The organism is Sphingosinicella microcystinivorans (genome assembly GCF_003634215.1).
Classification (GTDB): Bacteria; Pseudomonadota; Alphaproteobacteria; order Sphingomonadales; family Sphingomonadaceae; genus Sphingosinicella; species Sphingosinicella microcystinivorans.
On record NZ_RBWX01000007.1, the window covers coordinates 1,169,433 to 1,183,782 of the forward strand.

General features: G+C 64.5%; 13 protein-coding genes. 7 read left to right on the forward strand and 6 right to left on the reverse strand.

Annotated features, from left to right (window positions below):
* The first annotated feature begins 5 nt into the window (after positions 1 to 5).
* Positions 6 to 1,019 (forward strand): alpha/beta hydrolase, encoded by a 1,014-nt coding sequence (locus DFR51_RS05670; protein ID WP_243445393.1) that lies wholly within the window; start codon positions 6 to 8, stop codon positions 1,017 to 1,019.
* Here the strand turns inward: DFR51_RS05670 and DFR51_RS05675 are convergent.
* From DFR51_RS05675 to DFR51_RS05685, 3 genes are all read right to left on the reverse strand, one after another.
* Entirely contained in the window at positions 1,016 to 2,131 is a 1,116-nt protein-coding gene (locus tag DFR51_RS05675; protein WP_121048011.1) for an ATP phosphoribosyltransferase regulatory subunit, read from the reverse strand. The two genes, DFR51_RS05670 and DFR51_RS05675, sit on opposite strands and share 4 nt — an antisense overlap.
* A gap of 133 nt (positions 2,132 to 2,264) precedes the next feature.
* Positions 2,265 to 3,842 (reverse strand): phosphoglycerate dehydrogenase, encoded by a 1,578-nt coding sequence (serA, locus tag DFR51_RS05680; RefSeq protein ID WP_121048012.1) that lies wholly within the window; start codon positions 3,840 to 3,842, stop codon positions 2,265 to 2,267.
* 95 nt (positions 3,843 to 3,937) lie between these two features.
* Entirely contained in the window at positions 3,938 to 5,074 is a 1,137-nt protein-coding gene (locus DFR51_RS05685) for a phosphoserine transaminase (RefSeq protein ID WP_121048013.1), read from the reverse strand.
* Between the two features lie 147 nt (positions 5,075 to 5,221).
* Between DFR51_RS05685 and DFR51_RS05690 the strand changes: the two genes are divergently transcribed.
* Positions 5,222 to 6,370, forward strand: coding sequence for an alpha-hydroxy acid oxidase (locus tag DFR51_RS05690; protein ID WP_121048014.1), 1,149 nt, complete (start codon positions 5,222 to 5,224; stop codon positions 6,368 to 6,370).
* Here the strand turns inward: DFR51_RS05690 and DFR51_RS05695 are convergent.
* Positions 6,367 to 7,479: a GGDEF domain-containing protein gene (locus DFR51_RS05695; protein ID WP_160119188.1), complete on the reverse strand. Its 1,113-nt coding sequence runs from the start codon at positions 7,477 to 7,479 to the stop codon at positions 6,367 to 6,369. The two genes, DFR51_RS05690 and DFR51_RS05695, sit on opposite strands and share 4 nt — an antisense overlap.
* A gap of 196 nt (positions 7,480 to 7,675) precedes the next feature.
* On the opposite strand from DFR51_RS05695, the gene DFR51_RS05700 reads away from it, so the two are divergent.
* From DFR51_RS05700 to DFR51_RS05710, 3 genes are read left to right on the forward strand one after another with little or no spacing between them, the layout of a single operon-like run.
* The gene (locus DFR51_RS05700; RefSeq protein WP_121048016.1) at positions 7,676 to 8,320 is read left to right on the forward strand and encodes an extensin-like domain-containing protein; all 645 of its coding nucleotides are present in this window, start codon (positions 7,676 to 7,678) and stop codon (positions 8,318 to 8,320) included.
* A 31-nt stretch (positions 8,321 to 8,351) separates the two neighbouring features.
* Positions 8,352 to 9,230: an LOG family protein gene (locus tag DFR51_RS05705; protein WP_121048017.1), complete on the forward strand. Its 879-nt coding sequence runs from the start codon at positions 8,352 to 8,354 to the stop codon at positions 9,228 to 9,230.
* Positions 9,231 to 9,268: 38 nt separating this feature from the next.
* Positions 9,269 to 10,528, forward strand: a complete 1,260-nt coding sequence (locus DFR51_RS05710; RefSeq protein ID WP_121048018.1) for a DUF418 domain-containing protein — start codon at positions 9,269 to 9,271, stop codon at positions 10,526 to 10,528.
* Here the strand turns inward: DFR51_RS05710 and DFR51_RS05715 are convergent.
* On the reverse strand, positions 10,525 to 11,190 hold the full coding sequence (locus tag DFR51_RS05715; protein WP_121048019.1) for a c-type cytochrome: 666 nt from the start codon (positions 11,188 to 11,190) through the stop codon (positions 10,525 to 10,527). The two genes, DFR51_RS05710 and DFR51_RS05715, sit on opposite strands and share 4 nt — an antisense overlap.
* 148 nt (positions 11,191 to 11,338) lie before the next feature.
* Between DFR51_RS05715 and DFR51_RS05720 the strand changes: the two genes are divergently transcribed.
* Positions 11,339 to 12,232 (forward strand): prephenate dehydratase, encoded by an 894-nt coding sequence (locus tag DFR51_RS05720; RefSeq protein ID WP_121049856.1) that lies wholly within the window; start codon positions 11,339 to 11,341, stop codon positions 12,230 to 12,232.
* On the opposite strand, the gene DFR51_RS05725 is transcribed toward DFR51_RS05720, so the two are convergent.
* A complete protein-coding gene (locus DFR51_RS05725) occupies positions 12,224 to 13,507 on the reverse strand; it encodes a serine hydrolase domain-containing protein (protein ID WP_121048020.1) in 1,284 nt (427 codons plus the stop codon). The two genes, DFR51_RS05720 and DFR51_RS05725, sit on opposite strands and share 9 nt — an antisense overlap.
* A gap of 84 nt (positions 13,508 to 13,591) precedes the next feature.
* Here DFR51_RS05725 and DFR51_RS05730 point away from each other — a divergent pair, with 84 nt between their 5' ends.
* A complete protein-coding gene (locus DFR51_RS05730) occupies positions 13,592 to 14,341 on the forward strand; it encodes a ParA family protein (RefSeq protein WP_160119189.1) in 750 nt (249 codons plus the stop codon).
* Positions 14,342 to 14,350: the final 9 nt, after the last annotated feature.

Here is a 14,350-nt window from a genome sequence, read left to right on the forward strand (position 1 = left end):
ATGAAATGCGGGCAAAGCTGATTCTGGGAGCGATGGCGTTCGTGCTGGTGGGCGTGACGGCAGAGGCGCAGCAGAGGCCGCGCATGGGTGGAGGGCTGATGGCCTGCCGCGCCGACATGGAGACGCTGTGCGGCAGCGACAAGGCCAACAAGCCGAAGGTACGCCAGTGCATCATCGAGAATCGCGACAAGGTTTCGGAAGACTGCAGGCGAGCGCTCGACGTGCTGCGCAACGGCCCCGGCGCGGGGGCGATGCCGACCGTGACGGTGAGCTATGGCAACGATGCGCGGCAGGCGATCGACTTTTACCGCGCGAAAGGCGCCGCGCCTGCGCCCCTCATCGTGTTCATCCACGGCGGCGCATGGAGCCTCGGCGACAAGCGGCAGGCTTCCGGACGCAAGCCGGAGCATTTCACGGGCGAGGGCTATGCGTTCGCATCGATCAACTACCGGTTGGTGCCGAAGGCGACCGTGGAGCAGCAGGCGGCGGACGTTGCGTCCGCGATCGACATGCTGCGGTTCCGCGCGGCGGAATACGGCATCGATCCGAACCGCATCGCGCTGATGGGGCATAGTGCCGGGGCGCACCTCGCGGCGCTGGTGGCGACAGATCCGCAGTATCTGAAGGCGGCGGACGTGCCGATGGGCGCAGTGAAGGCGGTCGTGCTGCTGGACGGCGCAGGGTATGATGTGGCGGCGCAGATGAAGACGGGCGGGCCGGTCGTGCAGAAGCTCTACGGCCCGGCGTTCGGGGATGATCCGAAGCGGCAAGCTGCGCTATCGCCGATGACGCACACGGCGTCGCCGAACGCCGCTGCATGGCTGGCGCTTTATGTTGAGGGGCGCGATGCTTCGCTCGGCCAGTCTCGATCGCTGGTGCAGGCGCTTGAAAAGGCGGGGGCGACGGCGCGGGCGGTGGCTGTCCCGGACACCAGCCACCGTGAACTCAATCAGGATTTAGGGGCGGACGGCGACTCTGCGACGGCAGACGTCGATGCATTCCTGAAGGCGGCACTTTAGAGTTTGACGAGTTCGCCGTTGGCGAGCGCGTAGTCGCACCGCAGGCGCGTCGGCGTGTCCGCGTCGGTGAGCGCGGCGACCGTGGTCCAGCCCTCGGCGCGGAGTTTGGCGGCGTGCGCGGCTTCGCCGAGCGGCACGAACAGGCGGCGGCGGCGCGAGGCGCCAAGCCCTGCGTCGACAAGGCCGTCCACATACAGCGAGAAGCCTACCGCCGTCTCTTCTCCGCCACCGGGGTGACGGACGAGATAGGTGCCGCCGCGGCCGACCTCGCCGCGTACGCCCGCAGCGAACACTGAAAAGCCGATCCACGTCTGGTATTCAAAGCCATGGCGCTCGGTCGGGTCGATGGTGACGGCCGCGTGCGGGGCTGCGGTCGCCACCAGACGCTCAAGGCCTGCGATGCGTGTGTTGAGCGCGCCGGAGACATTCAGCGCTTTCAGGCGCGCGAGCGCGGAATCGGAGGGGCCGGCGGCCTCGATCAGCGTGCTGTATTGGGCCGCGCCGAGTGCCTGCAGCGCGGCGGCATCCTTGCCGTCGAGCGCCGTCTGCACATCGGCAAGCGGCGCGGTGACGGGCCACGGCCCGGCAGCGAGCGTGCCGACGAGGTCGGGCAGCGTTAGGTCCACCGACATGTCGGCGAGGCCCGCCGCGGCGAGGGCTTCAAGCGCGATGCCGAGGAGTTCGGCGACGGCATCGACGTGATCTGAGCCGATGAGCTCAGCGCCCATCTGCATCGCTTCGCGCTGCGGGCCGACCTGTGCGGGGCGCACGCGGAGCACGGGGCCGCCGTAAGCAAGTCGCAGCGGGCGCGCGATGTGCGCCATGCGCGTGGCGGCAATCCGACCGACCTGCGCGGTGATATCGGGACGCAGCGCCAGCGTGCGCTGCGACAGCGGATCGACGAAACGGAGCAGGTCCTGCGGGCGCGCGGAGGAAAGGCGGGTGACGAGACTGTCTTCGAACTCGACGAGCGGCGGCGAGACGCGCTCGTAGCCATGCGCCGAAACCTGATCCAGCAGCGTGCGGAGCAGATCGGCGGCCGCCTCTGCCTGCGGTGGCAGGCGGTCGCGGAAGCCTTCGGGGAGTAGGCCCTTGGAGATCGGATCAGTCATGGTGGCCCGGCTCTAGCGGGGTGGGGGGATGGAAACAAGATTGAGGGTGTTTGTTTGCCCCTCTCCCCAACCCTCTCCCCGGCGGGGAGAGGGAGAGGATAAGAGTCCGGCATCACCGGAAGGGCGCTGCGCGCTAGAAGCGAAGCGCCTTCACGTCCTTCACGCCGTCCAGCTTGCAGATCGTCCAGAGCAGTGGATCGTCGATAGCGCCGTCCACCGAGAGCAGCAGGATGGCCTCGCCCCCTTGGCCGCGGCGGCCAAGGTGGAAGGTGCCGATATTGACGCCCGCTTCACCGAGCGCACTGCCGACCTTGCCGATGAAGCCCGGCTTGTCCTCGTTCGCAATGAACAGCATCGAGCCGTCGAGATCGGCTTCGACCTTGATGCCGAAGAGCTCGACGAGGCGCGGATGCTTCATGCCGAAGAGTGTGCCCGCGACCGAGCGTTCGCCTTCCTCGGTCTTCACCGTCACGCGCAGGAGCGTGTGGTAGTCCGTCTCGCGTTCGTGGCGGACTTCCGCGATTCCGATGTCGCGCTCGCGGGCAATGTGAACAGCGTTAACCATGTTCACCGTGTCCGAAATCGGGCGCATCAGGCCGGTGATGACCGCGCTGGTGATCGGCTTGATGTTGAGTTCGGCAGCGGCACCTTCGACCTCGACGGTGACGTGGCTGATCGCGCCCTTGGCGAGCTGTCCCGCGAGCAGGCCGAGCTTTTCGGCAAGCTCGATATAGGGGCGGACCTTCGGCGCTTCCTCGGCGGAGAGCGACGGCACGTTGAGTGCGTTGGTGACGGCGCCCGACAGCAGGAAGTCCGAGATCTGCTCGGCGACCTGGATCGCGACGTTCACCTGCGCCTCGTCCGTGGACGCGCCGAGGTGCGGCGTCGAAATGAAGCCGGGGGTGCCGAAGAGGGGGCTTTCGTGCGCAGGCTCGGTGACGAACACGTCGAGCGCGGCGCCTGCGATGTGGCCCGAATCGAGCAGTTCCTTCAGCGCCGCCTCGTCGATGAGACCGCCGCGCGCGCAGTTGATGATGCGCACGCCCTTTTTCGTTTTGAGAAGGTTTTCGCGGCTGAGGATGTTGCGCGTCGAATCGGTGAGCGGCGTGTGCAGTGTGATGAAGTCGGCGCGCGCGAGGAGCTGGTCGAGCTCGACCTTTTCAATACCGATGTCCTCGGCACGTTCCGGGGTCAGGAACGGATCGAAGGCGACGACCTTCATCTTGAGCCCGAGGGCGCGCTCGGCGACGATCGAGCCGATGTTACCCGCGCCGATCAGGCCGAGCGTCTTGCCCGTGACCTCGACGCCCATGAAGCGGTTCTTTTCCCACTTGCCGGCCTGCGTGGAGGCGTCTGCCTCGGGCAGCTGACGGGCGAGTGCGAACATCAGCGCGATGGCGTGCTCTGCGGTGGTGATCGAGTTGCCGAACGGCGTGTTCATCACGACGACGCCCTTCGCGGAGGCGGAGGGAATATCGACGTTATCAACACCAATGCCCGCACGGCCGACGACCTTGAGATTCGTCGCGGCTTCGAGGACGTCTGCGGTGACCTTGGTGGCCGAGCGGATGGCGAGACCGTCGTACTGGCCGATGATCGCCTTCAGCTCTTCCTTGGTGAGGCCGGGCTTTTCATCGAACTCGACGCCGCGCTCCTTGAAGATGGCGGCGGCCTTCGGGGACATTTTATCGGAAATCAGAACCTTGGGCATGGGATATCGCTTTCCTCGTCATCATACCGGCTTGGGCCGGTATCCATTCATTCAGGGGGATGGACCCCGGCTTTCGCCGGGGTGACGGTTTCAGTTCAGTTTGAAACGACTTGCGCGAAGGCCCAGTCGAGCCAGGGTGTCAGCGCCTCGATATCAGCGGTTTCGACCGTGGCGCCGCACCAGATGCGAAGGCCGGCCGGGGCGTCGCGATAGCCGTTGATGTCGAGCGCCGCGTTTTCCTTTTCGAGGAGCGAAGCGATCTTCTTCGGCGTTTCCGCATCGGCGCGCGAGTCCGTGATCTTCAGGCAGACGCTGGTATTCGAACGCGTTGCGGGATCAACGGCGAGATTTTCGATCCACGGCGTCTTTTCGACCCACGCATTGAGCGCGGCCGCGTTCGCGTCGGCGCGGGCGGCGAGGGCTTTCCAGCCGCCGAGACCGTCCGCCCATTCGAGCGCGTCGATATAGTCCTCGACGCAGAGCATCGAAGGCGTGTTGATCGTCTCGCCGACAAAGATGCCTTCGATCAGCTTGCCGCCTTTGGTCATGCGGAAGATCTTCGGCAGCGGCCATGCGGGCGTGTAGGTTTCAAGCCGTTCGACCGCGCGTGGGGAGAGGATGAGCACGCCGTGCCCGCCTTCGCCGCCGAGCACCTTCTGCCAGGAGAAGGTCGTGACATCGAGCTTGTCCCACGGCAGATCCTGCGCGAACGCGCCGGAAGTGGCGTCGGCGAAGGTGAGCCCTTCGCGGTCCGCCGGGATCCAGTCGCCATTGGGCGCGCGGACGCCAGAGGTCGTGCCGTTCCATGTGAAGATCACATCGCTGGCGAAATCGACGGCCTTGAGATCGGGAAGCTCGCCATAGGGAGCCTTCAGGACCGTGGGGTTCAGCTTCAGCTGCTTTGCGACATCGGTGACCCAACCTTCACCGAAGCTTTCCCACGCGATCGTGGTGACGGAGCGCTGCCCAAGAATCGACCACATCGCCATTTCCACCGCGCCCGTATCCGACGCGGGGACGATACCGATGCGGTAATCATCCGGCACGCCCAGCACCTTGCGGGTGAGGTCGATGGCGAGCTTCAGGCGCGCCTTGCCGAGCTTGGCGCGGTGCGAGCGGCCAAGCACGTCGAGATTGAATTTAGTGGGGTCCCATCCGGGGCGCTTGGCGCAGGGGCCGGAAGAAAACTGGGGGCGTGCGGGCAGGATGCCCGGCTTCGTAACGTCAGTCATAATCTCTCCTTACAGAGAGCGCGCGCCGCGTTGGGACGGCGTGGCCCGCCGCCGCTCATAGAGATGCGTACGAGAGAGTCAAATGGCCATTTTGTGGCAACCGGTCCCGATGCTACAGGCGGGGCGATAAGGTCCGGGGGATTTTCAATGCGTCTCAGTGATTGTCACAATATCGCGGATTTCCGCAAACTCGCGCAAAAGCGCCTGCCAGCACCCGTGTTTCACTACATTGACGGCGCGGCTGACGACGAAATCACTCTCGCGCGCAGTACGGCCGCGTTCAATGACTGCGACCTGGTGCCGCGTGTGCTCGCGGGTGTCGAAACGGTGGATATGTCCACCACGCTGTTCGGCAAACGCATCGAGATGCCGCTGTTCCTCTCCCCGACAGCGCTTCAACGCCTTTTCCATCACGATGGCGAGCGCGCCGTTGCGCGCGCGGCGGAGAAGTTCGGTACGTTCTGCGGGATTTCCAGTCTCGCGACTGTGAGCCTTGAGGAGATCGGGAGCATGATTTCCACGCCGAAGCTGTTCCAGTTCTACTATCACAAGGACCGCGGCATTAACCGGGACATGATCCAGGCGGCGAAAGCCGCCGGGTTCGATGCGCTGGCGCTGACCGTGGACACGATTGTCGGCGGCAACCGCGAGCGCGACTATCGCACCGGCTTCACCTCGCCGCCCAAGCTGACGCCTTCCAGCATGATCAGCTTCGCGACGCATCCTTCGTGGACGCTGAACTATCTGCTCCGCGAGAGATTCGAACTTCCGAACCTGAAGAACCACATCAAGCAGGGCAGCAACACGGCCGTGACGGTGAGCGAATATTTCACTTCGCTGCTCGACCAGTCGATGGATTGGAAGGCGGCCGAAGCGATCCGCGCCGAGTGGGGCGGGCCGTTCTGCCTGAAGGGCGTAATGTCGGTGGAATGCGCGCGTCGGGCGATCGATATCGGGGCGAGCGCGATCATGATCTCGAACCATGGCGGGCGCCAGCTCGATGGGTCACGCGCGCCGTTCGATCAACTTGCCGAGATCGTCGATGCTGTAGGCGATAGGCTGGAAATCATCCTCGACGGCGGTGTGCGGCGCGGCACGCATGTTCTGAAGGCGCTGTCGATGGGTGCGCGCGCGGTCTCCGGCGGACGGCTCTATCTTTATGCGCTTGCGGCGGCAGGGCAGCCGGGCGTCGAACGCATCCTCGGCAAGCTGCGCGGGGAGATCGAGCGCGACATGAAACTGATGGGCGCACGCACGCTCTCGGACCTTTCGCGAGAAAACTTGCGGTTTCGCTAAGCCGCGGCAGAGATCCCGTTCTGCTCGTCCCTGATCTGCGCGGCGATACCGCCGCCGCGGCGCTTGGCGGTGTAAAGGGCCTCGTCGGCGCGGCTGATGAGGGGTTCGAGATCCTCTGCGCGGTCGTCTGAAACGGCATAGCCGATGCAGGTGGAAAGTTTCGCTACCCGGCCATCGAGCCGGAACGGCTGGCGGATCGCCGCCTCGATCCGCCGCGCGAGAATGGCGGCCTCCTCCGGGTGCTTCATACCGCACTGAACGATGGCGAACTCGTCGCTGCCCAGCCGCGCCGCCTTGTCAGACTCGCGGATGATGTAAGCTAGGCGCTTGCCGACCGCCAACAGCAGCGCGTCTCCGACCGGGTGCCCGAGCTCCTCGTTGACGGCCTTGAAGTCGTCGAGATCGAGACAGTGCACCGCGACAAGTCCGGCGTTCGGATTGAGCGTTACATGCTCCTCGAACCATTCGCGAAGCGCGAGGCGATTCGGCAGGTCGGTGAGGCCGTCCGTGCGCGCCAGATTGCCGAACGTGATGCGGCGGCTGATTTCGCGTACAGTGAAATGGTAACGATCGAGCACGTTGCGAATGCCGCCGACGAGCAACGCTGTCATCATCGCCGCTGTGGCCCAATACAGTTCGCTTGCGACCAGGAAGCTGGAAACAAGGCCCGGCACCAAGCCGATGAACATGCTGGCGATGGCGAGATGCGGACGCGGCGCCATACCGGCGACGACGCCCGCACCGTAACCCACGAGCAATACAGCGGTGAACAGGTGGGCTTCGTTCGCAGGCAGCATGAACACGCGAGCGCCAAAGGCGCCCAGGCACACTGCAAAACCGAGGTATGCGACTGCGAATTGGCGTTCGAGACGCCGCGCACGGTCGACGCCGAGACCCGGATCAAACGCTTCCCGGCGCCCGATAAGAGCGACGGCAAGGCGGCTGACGCTCATAAGCGCTCCAGCGGCGACAATAACCGCGAGCGCCGCGTCGCCGGTTTCCCGAACAACCATTGTGCCGCCCGCGATGAAGCCGACACTCATGATCAACGGAGGAATGAACGCTGCGTAGATGCTGCGCACCAAATCCACATAGATTCCGTCGAGCACGGTTTCTGCCCTTGGGAAGAAGGCTCGTTTCATACGCTACCCAAACACCCCGCGACTCTTACTTAGCTCTCTCAGGAGCAATTGGAGGCGAGGTTTCCCCATGCGGATTGAGGCAAGGTTAACGCCGCCGTCAAATGCGACGGGCCGAAAACGGCTGGCTGGTTGCGGGTGGCGCTCCCAACGCTAAAAGAGGCGCATGCTGGGCCGTGTTCTTTCCGCCTTGTCGCTTATTGCCGCCGCGGCCTGTTCGGGTGGTGCTCCGCCGGTTTCGGGTCAGAAACCCGTGTCGCAACATTCTGAAAACACGCCTGAAAACGCGGCGGCCTGCTTCGCGCGGCTCGATCGGCTGCAGGGCATGAAATACCGCAAGCTCGATCCCCATGTCGAAGGGCAGTGTGGATACGAGAACGCCGTTTTGCTGCTCGATATCGGTGTCCCCGTCGCTGGGCTCAAGGCGGTCTCGTGTCCGGTTGCCGAATCGCTCTACCGGTGGGTGCATGAAGGCGTCCGCCCGGCGGCACGCGATCATTTCGGGGCGGACGTCGTCCGTATCCAGAGCTACGGCACTTATGCCTGCCGCACGCGCAACAGCCAGCCGGGCGCGCGGCTTTCCGAACACGCGCGTGCCAACGCGGTCGATATCGCAAGCTTCACGCTGGCGAACGGCCGTACGGTTGCGGTGAAATCCGGATGGCGCGGAGCGGCGGATGAGCAATCGTTCCTGCGTGCCGCTCACCGTGCAGGCTGCGCGCGATTCAACATCGTTATCGGCCCCGAAGGCGACGCTTTTCATCAGGATCACCTGCATCTCGACATGGGACGCGGGCCATATTGCCGCTGACGCGCGGCACTTTGGGCGTTAGAGACGCCCCATGGATGATAAAACCCCAGTCTCGCACCGAACGTTCCCCTCGGCGGAAGAGGATGCGGCAGCGGCCGCCAAGACGACACCGATCCCGCAAACCGAACATCCGAGCTATCGGCTGGCGTTTCAGGATCAGGATTTCCTGTTGCGCGAGGAATTGCGACCCGTTCGTTTCCAGCTTGAGCTGCTGAAGCCCGAGATGCTGCTGAAAGAGCACGGCATCGCGTCCACCTTCGTGCTTTACGGCTCTGCGCGCATTCCCTCTCCCGAAACCGCAGATGCGCTCGTCGCCGCTGCGCGCACGGATTGGGAGAGAACGGTGGCGGAGCGGCTCCGCGCCAAGGCGAAATATTACACCGAGGCCTACAAGCTCGCCCATCTCGTCTCCTCGCTGCCGCGTGAGGACGGCGAGCGGCATTTCGTGGTTTGCTCGGGCGGCGGACCGTCGATCATGGAGGCGGCGAACAAGGGCGCGCATGATGCTGGCGCGGAATCCGTTGCGCTCAATATCGTGCTTGAACACGAACAGCTGCCGAATCCCTATGTGACGCCGGCGCTTTCATTCCAGTTCCACTACTTCGCGCTTCGGAAGATGCATTTCCTCATGCGTGCCAAGGCTGTAGCGGCGTTCCCCGGCGGTTTCGGTACGTTCGATGAACTGTTCGAGACGCTGACCCTTATCCAGACGCGCAAGGTGAAGCCGTTTCCCGTGCTGCTGTTCGGCCGCGAGTTCTGGGAGCGCATCGTCAACTTCGAGGCGCTTGCCGAAGAAGGTACGATTTCGCGCGATGACCTTTCGCTGTTCCACTTTGTCGAAACGGCTGAAGAGGCTTGGGAAATCGTGGCGGGATTCTACGAAATTTCTGCTATGGGTGGCCCCTGCTAGGGCGACTTTAGGAACGTTCGTCCGAACCGGGGAGGGGGATGGGCGAAGCGCGGGATAGCGCGTCACGCATCGAAGCGCTGGATATCCTGCGCGGTATCGCCATTCTCGGCATCATGCTGCTCAACATCTGGGCCATGGGCAGCGTTCCCGGCGTTGCTTCCGATCCGCGCATCTCGGGCTGGGCCCTGTCCGACCGCGTCGTCTGGTGGGTGCAGCAGCTTTTCGTTGAAGGCACGATGCGTGGGCTGCTTTCGCTGCTTTTCGGTGCGGGTTTCGTGATTCTCGCTTCCCGTCCGCAGGCGGGGCGCTCGGCGCTTTCGATCTACTATCGTCGCATGATCGCGCTCATCGGGTTCGGCCTCGTTCACGGCTATCTGCTGATGTGGCCGGGCGATATCTTGCTGATCTACGGCATCGCAGGGCTGTTTCTGTTCCCCTTCCGCGATCTTCCGCCGCGTGCGCTCGTCGGCCTCGGCCTTGGTGGCCTGGCGGTCGTGACCGCGATCGGTACGGCCGCGGTGGCGGAAGGCATGAACACCCGCGAACATGCGGAGGCGGCGATTGCGGCAGGTGCAAGCGAGGAAGACGAACGCATCCTTGCCTGGCAGGATTATCTCGCGGCCGTTCAGCCTGACTTCGAGGCTGATGCACGATCGCTGGCAGCGCGGCGGGGAAGCCTTGCCGACAACCTCGCCTACAAGATGACGATCGCCAATGAATGGAACGATCTTGCCAGTATCAGTTGGTGGTCGCTGGATGCGCTGGCCATGATGCTGATCGGCGCCGGGCTGTTCAAATTCGGCTTTCTAGGCGGCGAACTGACGCACGGCCTGTATCTCAAGGTTGCGCTGACAGGGTATGCGATCGGCATTCCGATCAACGCCATTGAGGCGGAGCAGGCGGTTGCGGCGGGTTTCCTGGTGCCGATTCCGATCTCGGAGGTCACGTATCAAATCGGGCGTTTGACAACGACGCTGGGTCACGCAGGGATCGTGCTCGCGGCGCTGCAGACGACAGCAGGTCGTCGTGTGCTCGGAATCTTCGCCGCGCCCGGCCGAATGGCGTTCACCACCTATATCGGCGAGACGTTGGTCGGCCAGTGGCTGCTGTTCCCGGGTTTTGCGCTCGGGCTGCACGGAAAGGTATCGATTGCGGAGAGCTGGTTGATTGCGCTCGGCATTGCGATCGTCTTGACCGCGTTCGCCACGTGGTGGCTCGGCCGCTTCAGAATGGGGCCGCTCGAATGGCTGTGGCGCTGGCTCACATATGGCCAGCGCCCAGCATTCATTCGGTCTTAGTGCGTTGCTTCCGCGGGTGCCGCTTCCGCCGGAGCGGCGGCGGCCTGTTCACCTGCAGCGGGCGCTGCATCGGTGGCGGCGGCATCGGCTGGAGTTTCAGCGGCAGGTGCTTCAGCAACCGCCGGCACGGCCGGTAGCGGCAGCGGGCTGTCGCTCTGCGAGTTGAGGTAGACGAGCAGGTCGGCGCGATCCTGCGGCTTCGAAATGCCCGCGAAGCTCATCTTGTTGCCCGGAATATACTTGCGGGGCGATTCGACCCAGTGGCTGAGCTCGTCCCAGCCCCAGTTGCCGCCGTGGTTCTTCACCGCGTCCGAATAGCCGAAGCCGGGAAGGTGCGCGACCTTGGCGCCCAGAATGCCGTAGAGGTTCGGGCCCTGACCGTTGGCGCCGCCCTTGTTGACCGTGTGGCAGGCTGCGCACTTCTTGAACTGTGCTTCGCCCTTCGCCGGGTTGGCGGTAGCGAGGAACGCCGCGATCGGTTGCACGGCTTCGGCAGCTCCGGCGCCCGCATCAGCTTCGACCTCAACACCCTCGACGACGTAGCCCTTCGTTTCGGAGTGACCGGGCGCATAGACGAATCCCGTGAGGATCGACAGGCCAAGCACCGCAATCGCGGCCGCGAGCACCCAGCCGATAATCTTGTTCCATTCGTAACTGTCCACTGCGCCCTCCGAAGAGCGGGGCCTTTCTCTGAAGCCCCCCGGTTCAAAATCGCGCGGAACATAGTTTCAGGAGTCGGGATTGCCAAGCTCCAGATCGCCGCAGGCTGCGCTTGACGTGGTAAGCCCCCGCACCGCAAAGAACGCGGCGATGCAGAACTATCCCGAATCCGCCGCGCGGCTCGTTGAAGAGCTTGCGCAAGCCGCTGAAAAAACGCCGGAAACCGCCGTCGCCTTTCAGGGTGCGCCGGGCGCCTATTCTCACCAGGCTGCGCGCGAAATGGCGGAGGGAGCGCCGACGCTGCCGTGTCTTTCGTTCTCCGACGCCATCGATGCGGTGCGCGAAGGGCTGGCGGGGCGCGCAATCATCCCGATCGAGAACTCACTGCATGGGCGCGTCGCGGACATTCACTTCCTGCTGCCGGAGTCGGGGCTGTGGATCGTTGCCGAGCATTTCGTTCGCGTGCGCCACTCGCTGCTCGCCGTGCCGGGCACCACGCTGTCGGACGTGAAGGTCGCGATCAGCCATCCGCAGGCGCTCGGCCAATGCCGGAAGCGGCTTCGCGAATGGGGGATCAGCCCGGTCGCGTCTTTTGATACCGCTGCTTCGGCCGCGAAGGTCGCGGACGACGGGGACAAGACTGTGGCGGCGATCGCCTCGCAGCTCGCCGGGCAGCTTTACGGCCTGACACCGCTCGCCGAAGGAATTGAGGACGAGGCGCACAATACGACGCGCTTCGTCGCGCTGGCACGCGAACCCAGGATGCCGGAGGCGGGGCTTCCCGCAATGACATCGCTGCTGTTCGAAGTGCGGTCTGTGCCCGCCGCGCTTTACAAGGCGCTTGGCGGCTTCGCCACCAACGGGGTCAACCTCACGAAGCTCGAAAGCTATATGCGCGACGGCCAGTTCCAGGCCGCCGAGTTCTACGTGGACATCGAGGGACGTCCGGACGACCCGAACGTTGAGCGTGCGCTCGATGAACTCAAGTACCACACCAAGTGGGTGCGGATGCTCGGCACCTACGCGCAGGCGCGCTCACGCTAGATCTGCGGCGAGCGCCTTTCCGAGCTCTTCGGGAAGCGGGTAGGCCTGTTGCGGCATATACTGCGTCATCAGAACAACGCTAAGCTTCTGCGCGGGCAACGCTGTCGCAAGCGTTCCTGCCGCTCCGCCCCAGCCGTAACTGCCGGGGATGAGGCCCGGCCCCGGCGTGATCACGACCCGCCCGCCCGCACCGTAGCCCTGGTTGCCTTCATAGTAGACGCCCCTGGGAAGCAGATTCGAGACCGCGAGCTTCGCGGCTTCGGGCGAGATGATTCGGGCGCTGCCATGGTGGCCGCCGTTCGCGACCATGCGCATGAAGCGCATGTAATCGTCCGCCGTCGACACGAGGCCGCCGCCGCCCGCGGGATAGCTTGCGGGCACGGCATATTCGGTCTTCGGCGGAACATCGACGGGTACGAGGTTGTTGCTGTGGAGCAGATAATTAGTGGCAAGCCTGTTCATTGACGCAGCGGGGACGGCGAAGCCGGTGTCGTGCATCGCGAGCGGCGTGAGCAGCCGTTCCTGCAGCACGGTTTCGAACGGTTTCCGCGCGACCTTCTCGATAACGGCGCCGAGCACATCGAGCGAAATGCTGTAGTTCCACGCTGTGCCGGGGTCGGCGATGAGGGGAAGCTCGGCCACAGCGTTCGCGAAGGCCTGCAGGCTGCTGGGCGATTCGCCGTCACCCGGCTCGCGCCCGACCGTGCGCATCCCCGGCATCAGACCGAAGCGGCGATAGGCCTTGCCGACAGCGTTCGGCATGAAGTGGTAGGTGAACCCGGCGGTGTGCGTCAGCAGGTGGCGCACCGTGATCGGCCCGCTCGCAGCGCGCGCTTCAAGGCTGGTGGCGGGATCGATCGCGACCTTCATTGCCTTGAACGCCGGAAGGATGTCGCCGATCGGCTGATCGAGGCCGAGCGCGCCTTCGCTGATCATCTGCGCTGCAAGCACGCCCGTGATCGGCTTCGTCATCGAATAGATGCGCCATATGCTTTTGGCGTCGACCGGCGTTTCGCGCTGCAAACCGAGCGTTCCTGCGCCGGTATAGAAAGCAGGGGACTCGCCGTTCCCGACGCCGATGATCATGCCCGCGACCTTGCGCTCCGCCACATAGCGCTCGGCAAGCGCCTTCAGCGCCGCCCAGTTGCGGACGGGGGCTGCAGCGGGCGCGGCGGTTCTGGACGTCGCGGCACAGGCCGGAAGCAGCGCAAGACCGCCGAAAGCTGCGATTCCGCCGAGGAGGCTGCGACGGTCGAGCCTGGATTGCAATGTCATCGGCGACGATTCCCCTGTTGGCTACGTGGCTTAGAAATGCCACATGAGTGCCATGGAAAAACAGGACGTCAACGGCGGAGCGGCATGAAAGTCATCGCAGTCTTCAGCCTGAAGGGCGGCGTCGGCAAGACGTCCGTGGCTGTCAATCTTGCACACCTCCTTGCAACGCAGGCCAAGCGGCGCACGCTGCTGTGGGATCTCGATGCGCAGGGTGCGGCGTCGGACCTGCTGCAGGTCGAACCGAGCAAGAAGGCCCGCAAGCTGTTCGCCGGAAGCGGCGGCGGCGATATCGAGGCCTATATCTTGCCGAGCAAGTGGCAGGGCCTTGAGGTGCTCGCGGCGGACGAATCGCTGCGCAAGCTCGATGTCCAGCTCGTCGAATCGCAGCGCGCTAAGCTGCTGGCGAAGCGGCTCGCGGCCGTGGCAGGTGAGTACGACCGCGTCGTGCTCGATTGCCCGCCGGGTTTCGGCCTGCTCGCCGACCAGATCTTCCGGGCGGCGGACCTCATCGTCGAGCCGATGACGATGTCGCCGCTCTCGGCGCGCACGAACGAGCAACTCGCCGAGCATCTGAGTCGGCACCACAAGGGCGAGCCGCCGGTGATTCCGGTGTTCACGATGGTCGACAAGCGCCGCGCGCTGCATCGCGAGACGCTCGAGGCCTGCCCGGACGTTCACGCCATCCCGTATTCGAGCAAGGTCGAGGAAATGGCGGTCTATTGCCTGCCGCTCGCCGAAATCGCGCCCGATGCTGTGGAAACCAAGGAGTTTTCTAAGCTCGTGACGGCTGTCGAACGCAAGCTCACCCGGCCCGCTCGGCCGCGAAAGGCCTGACCGCCGCGC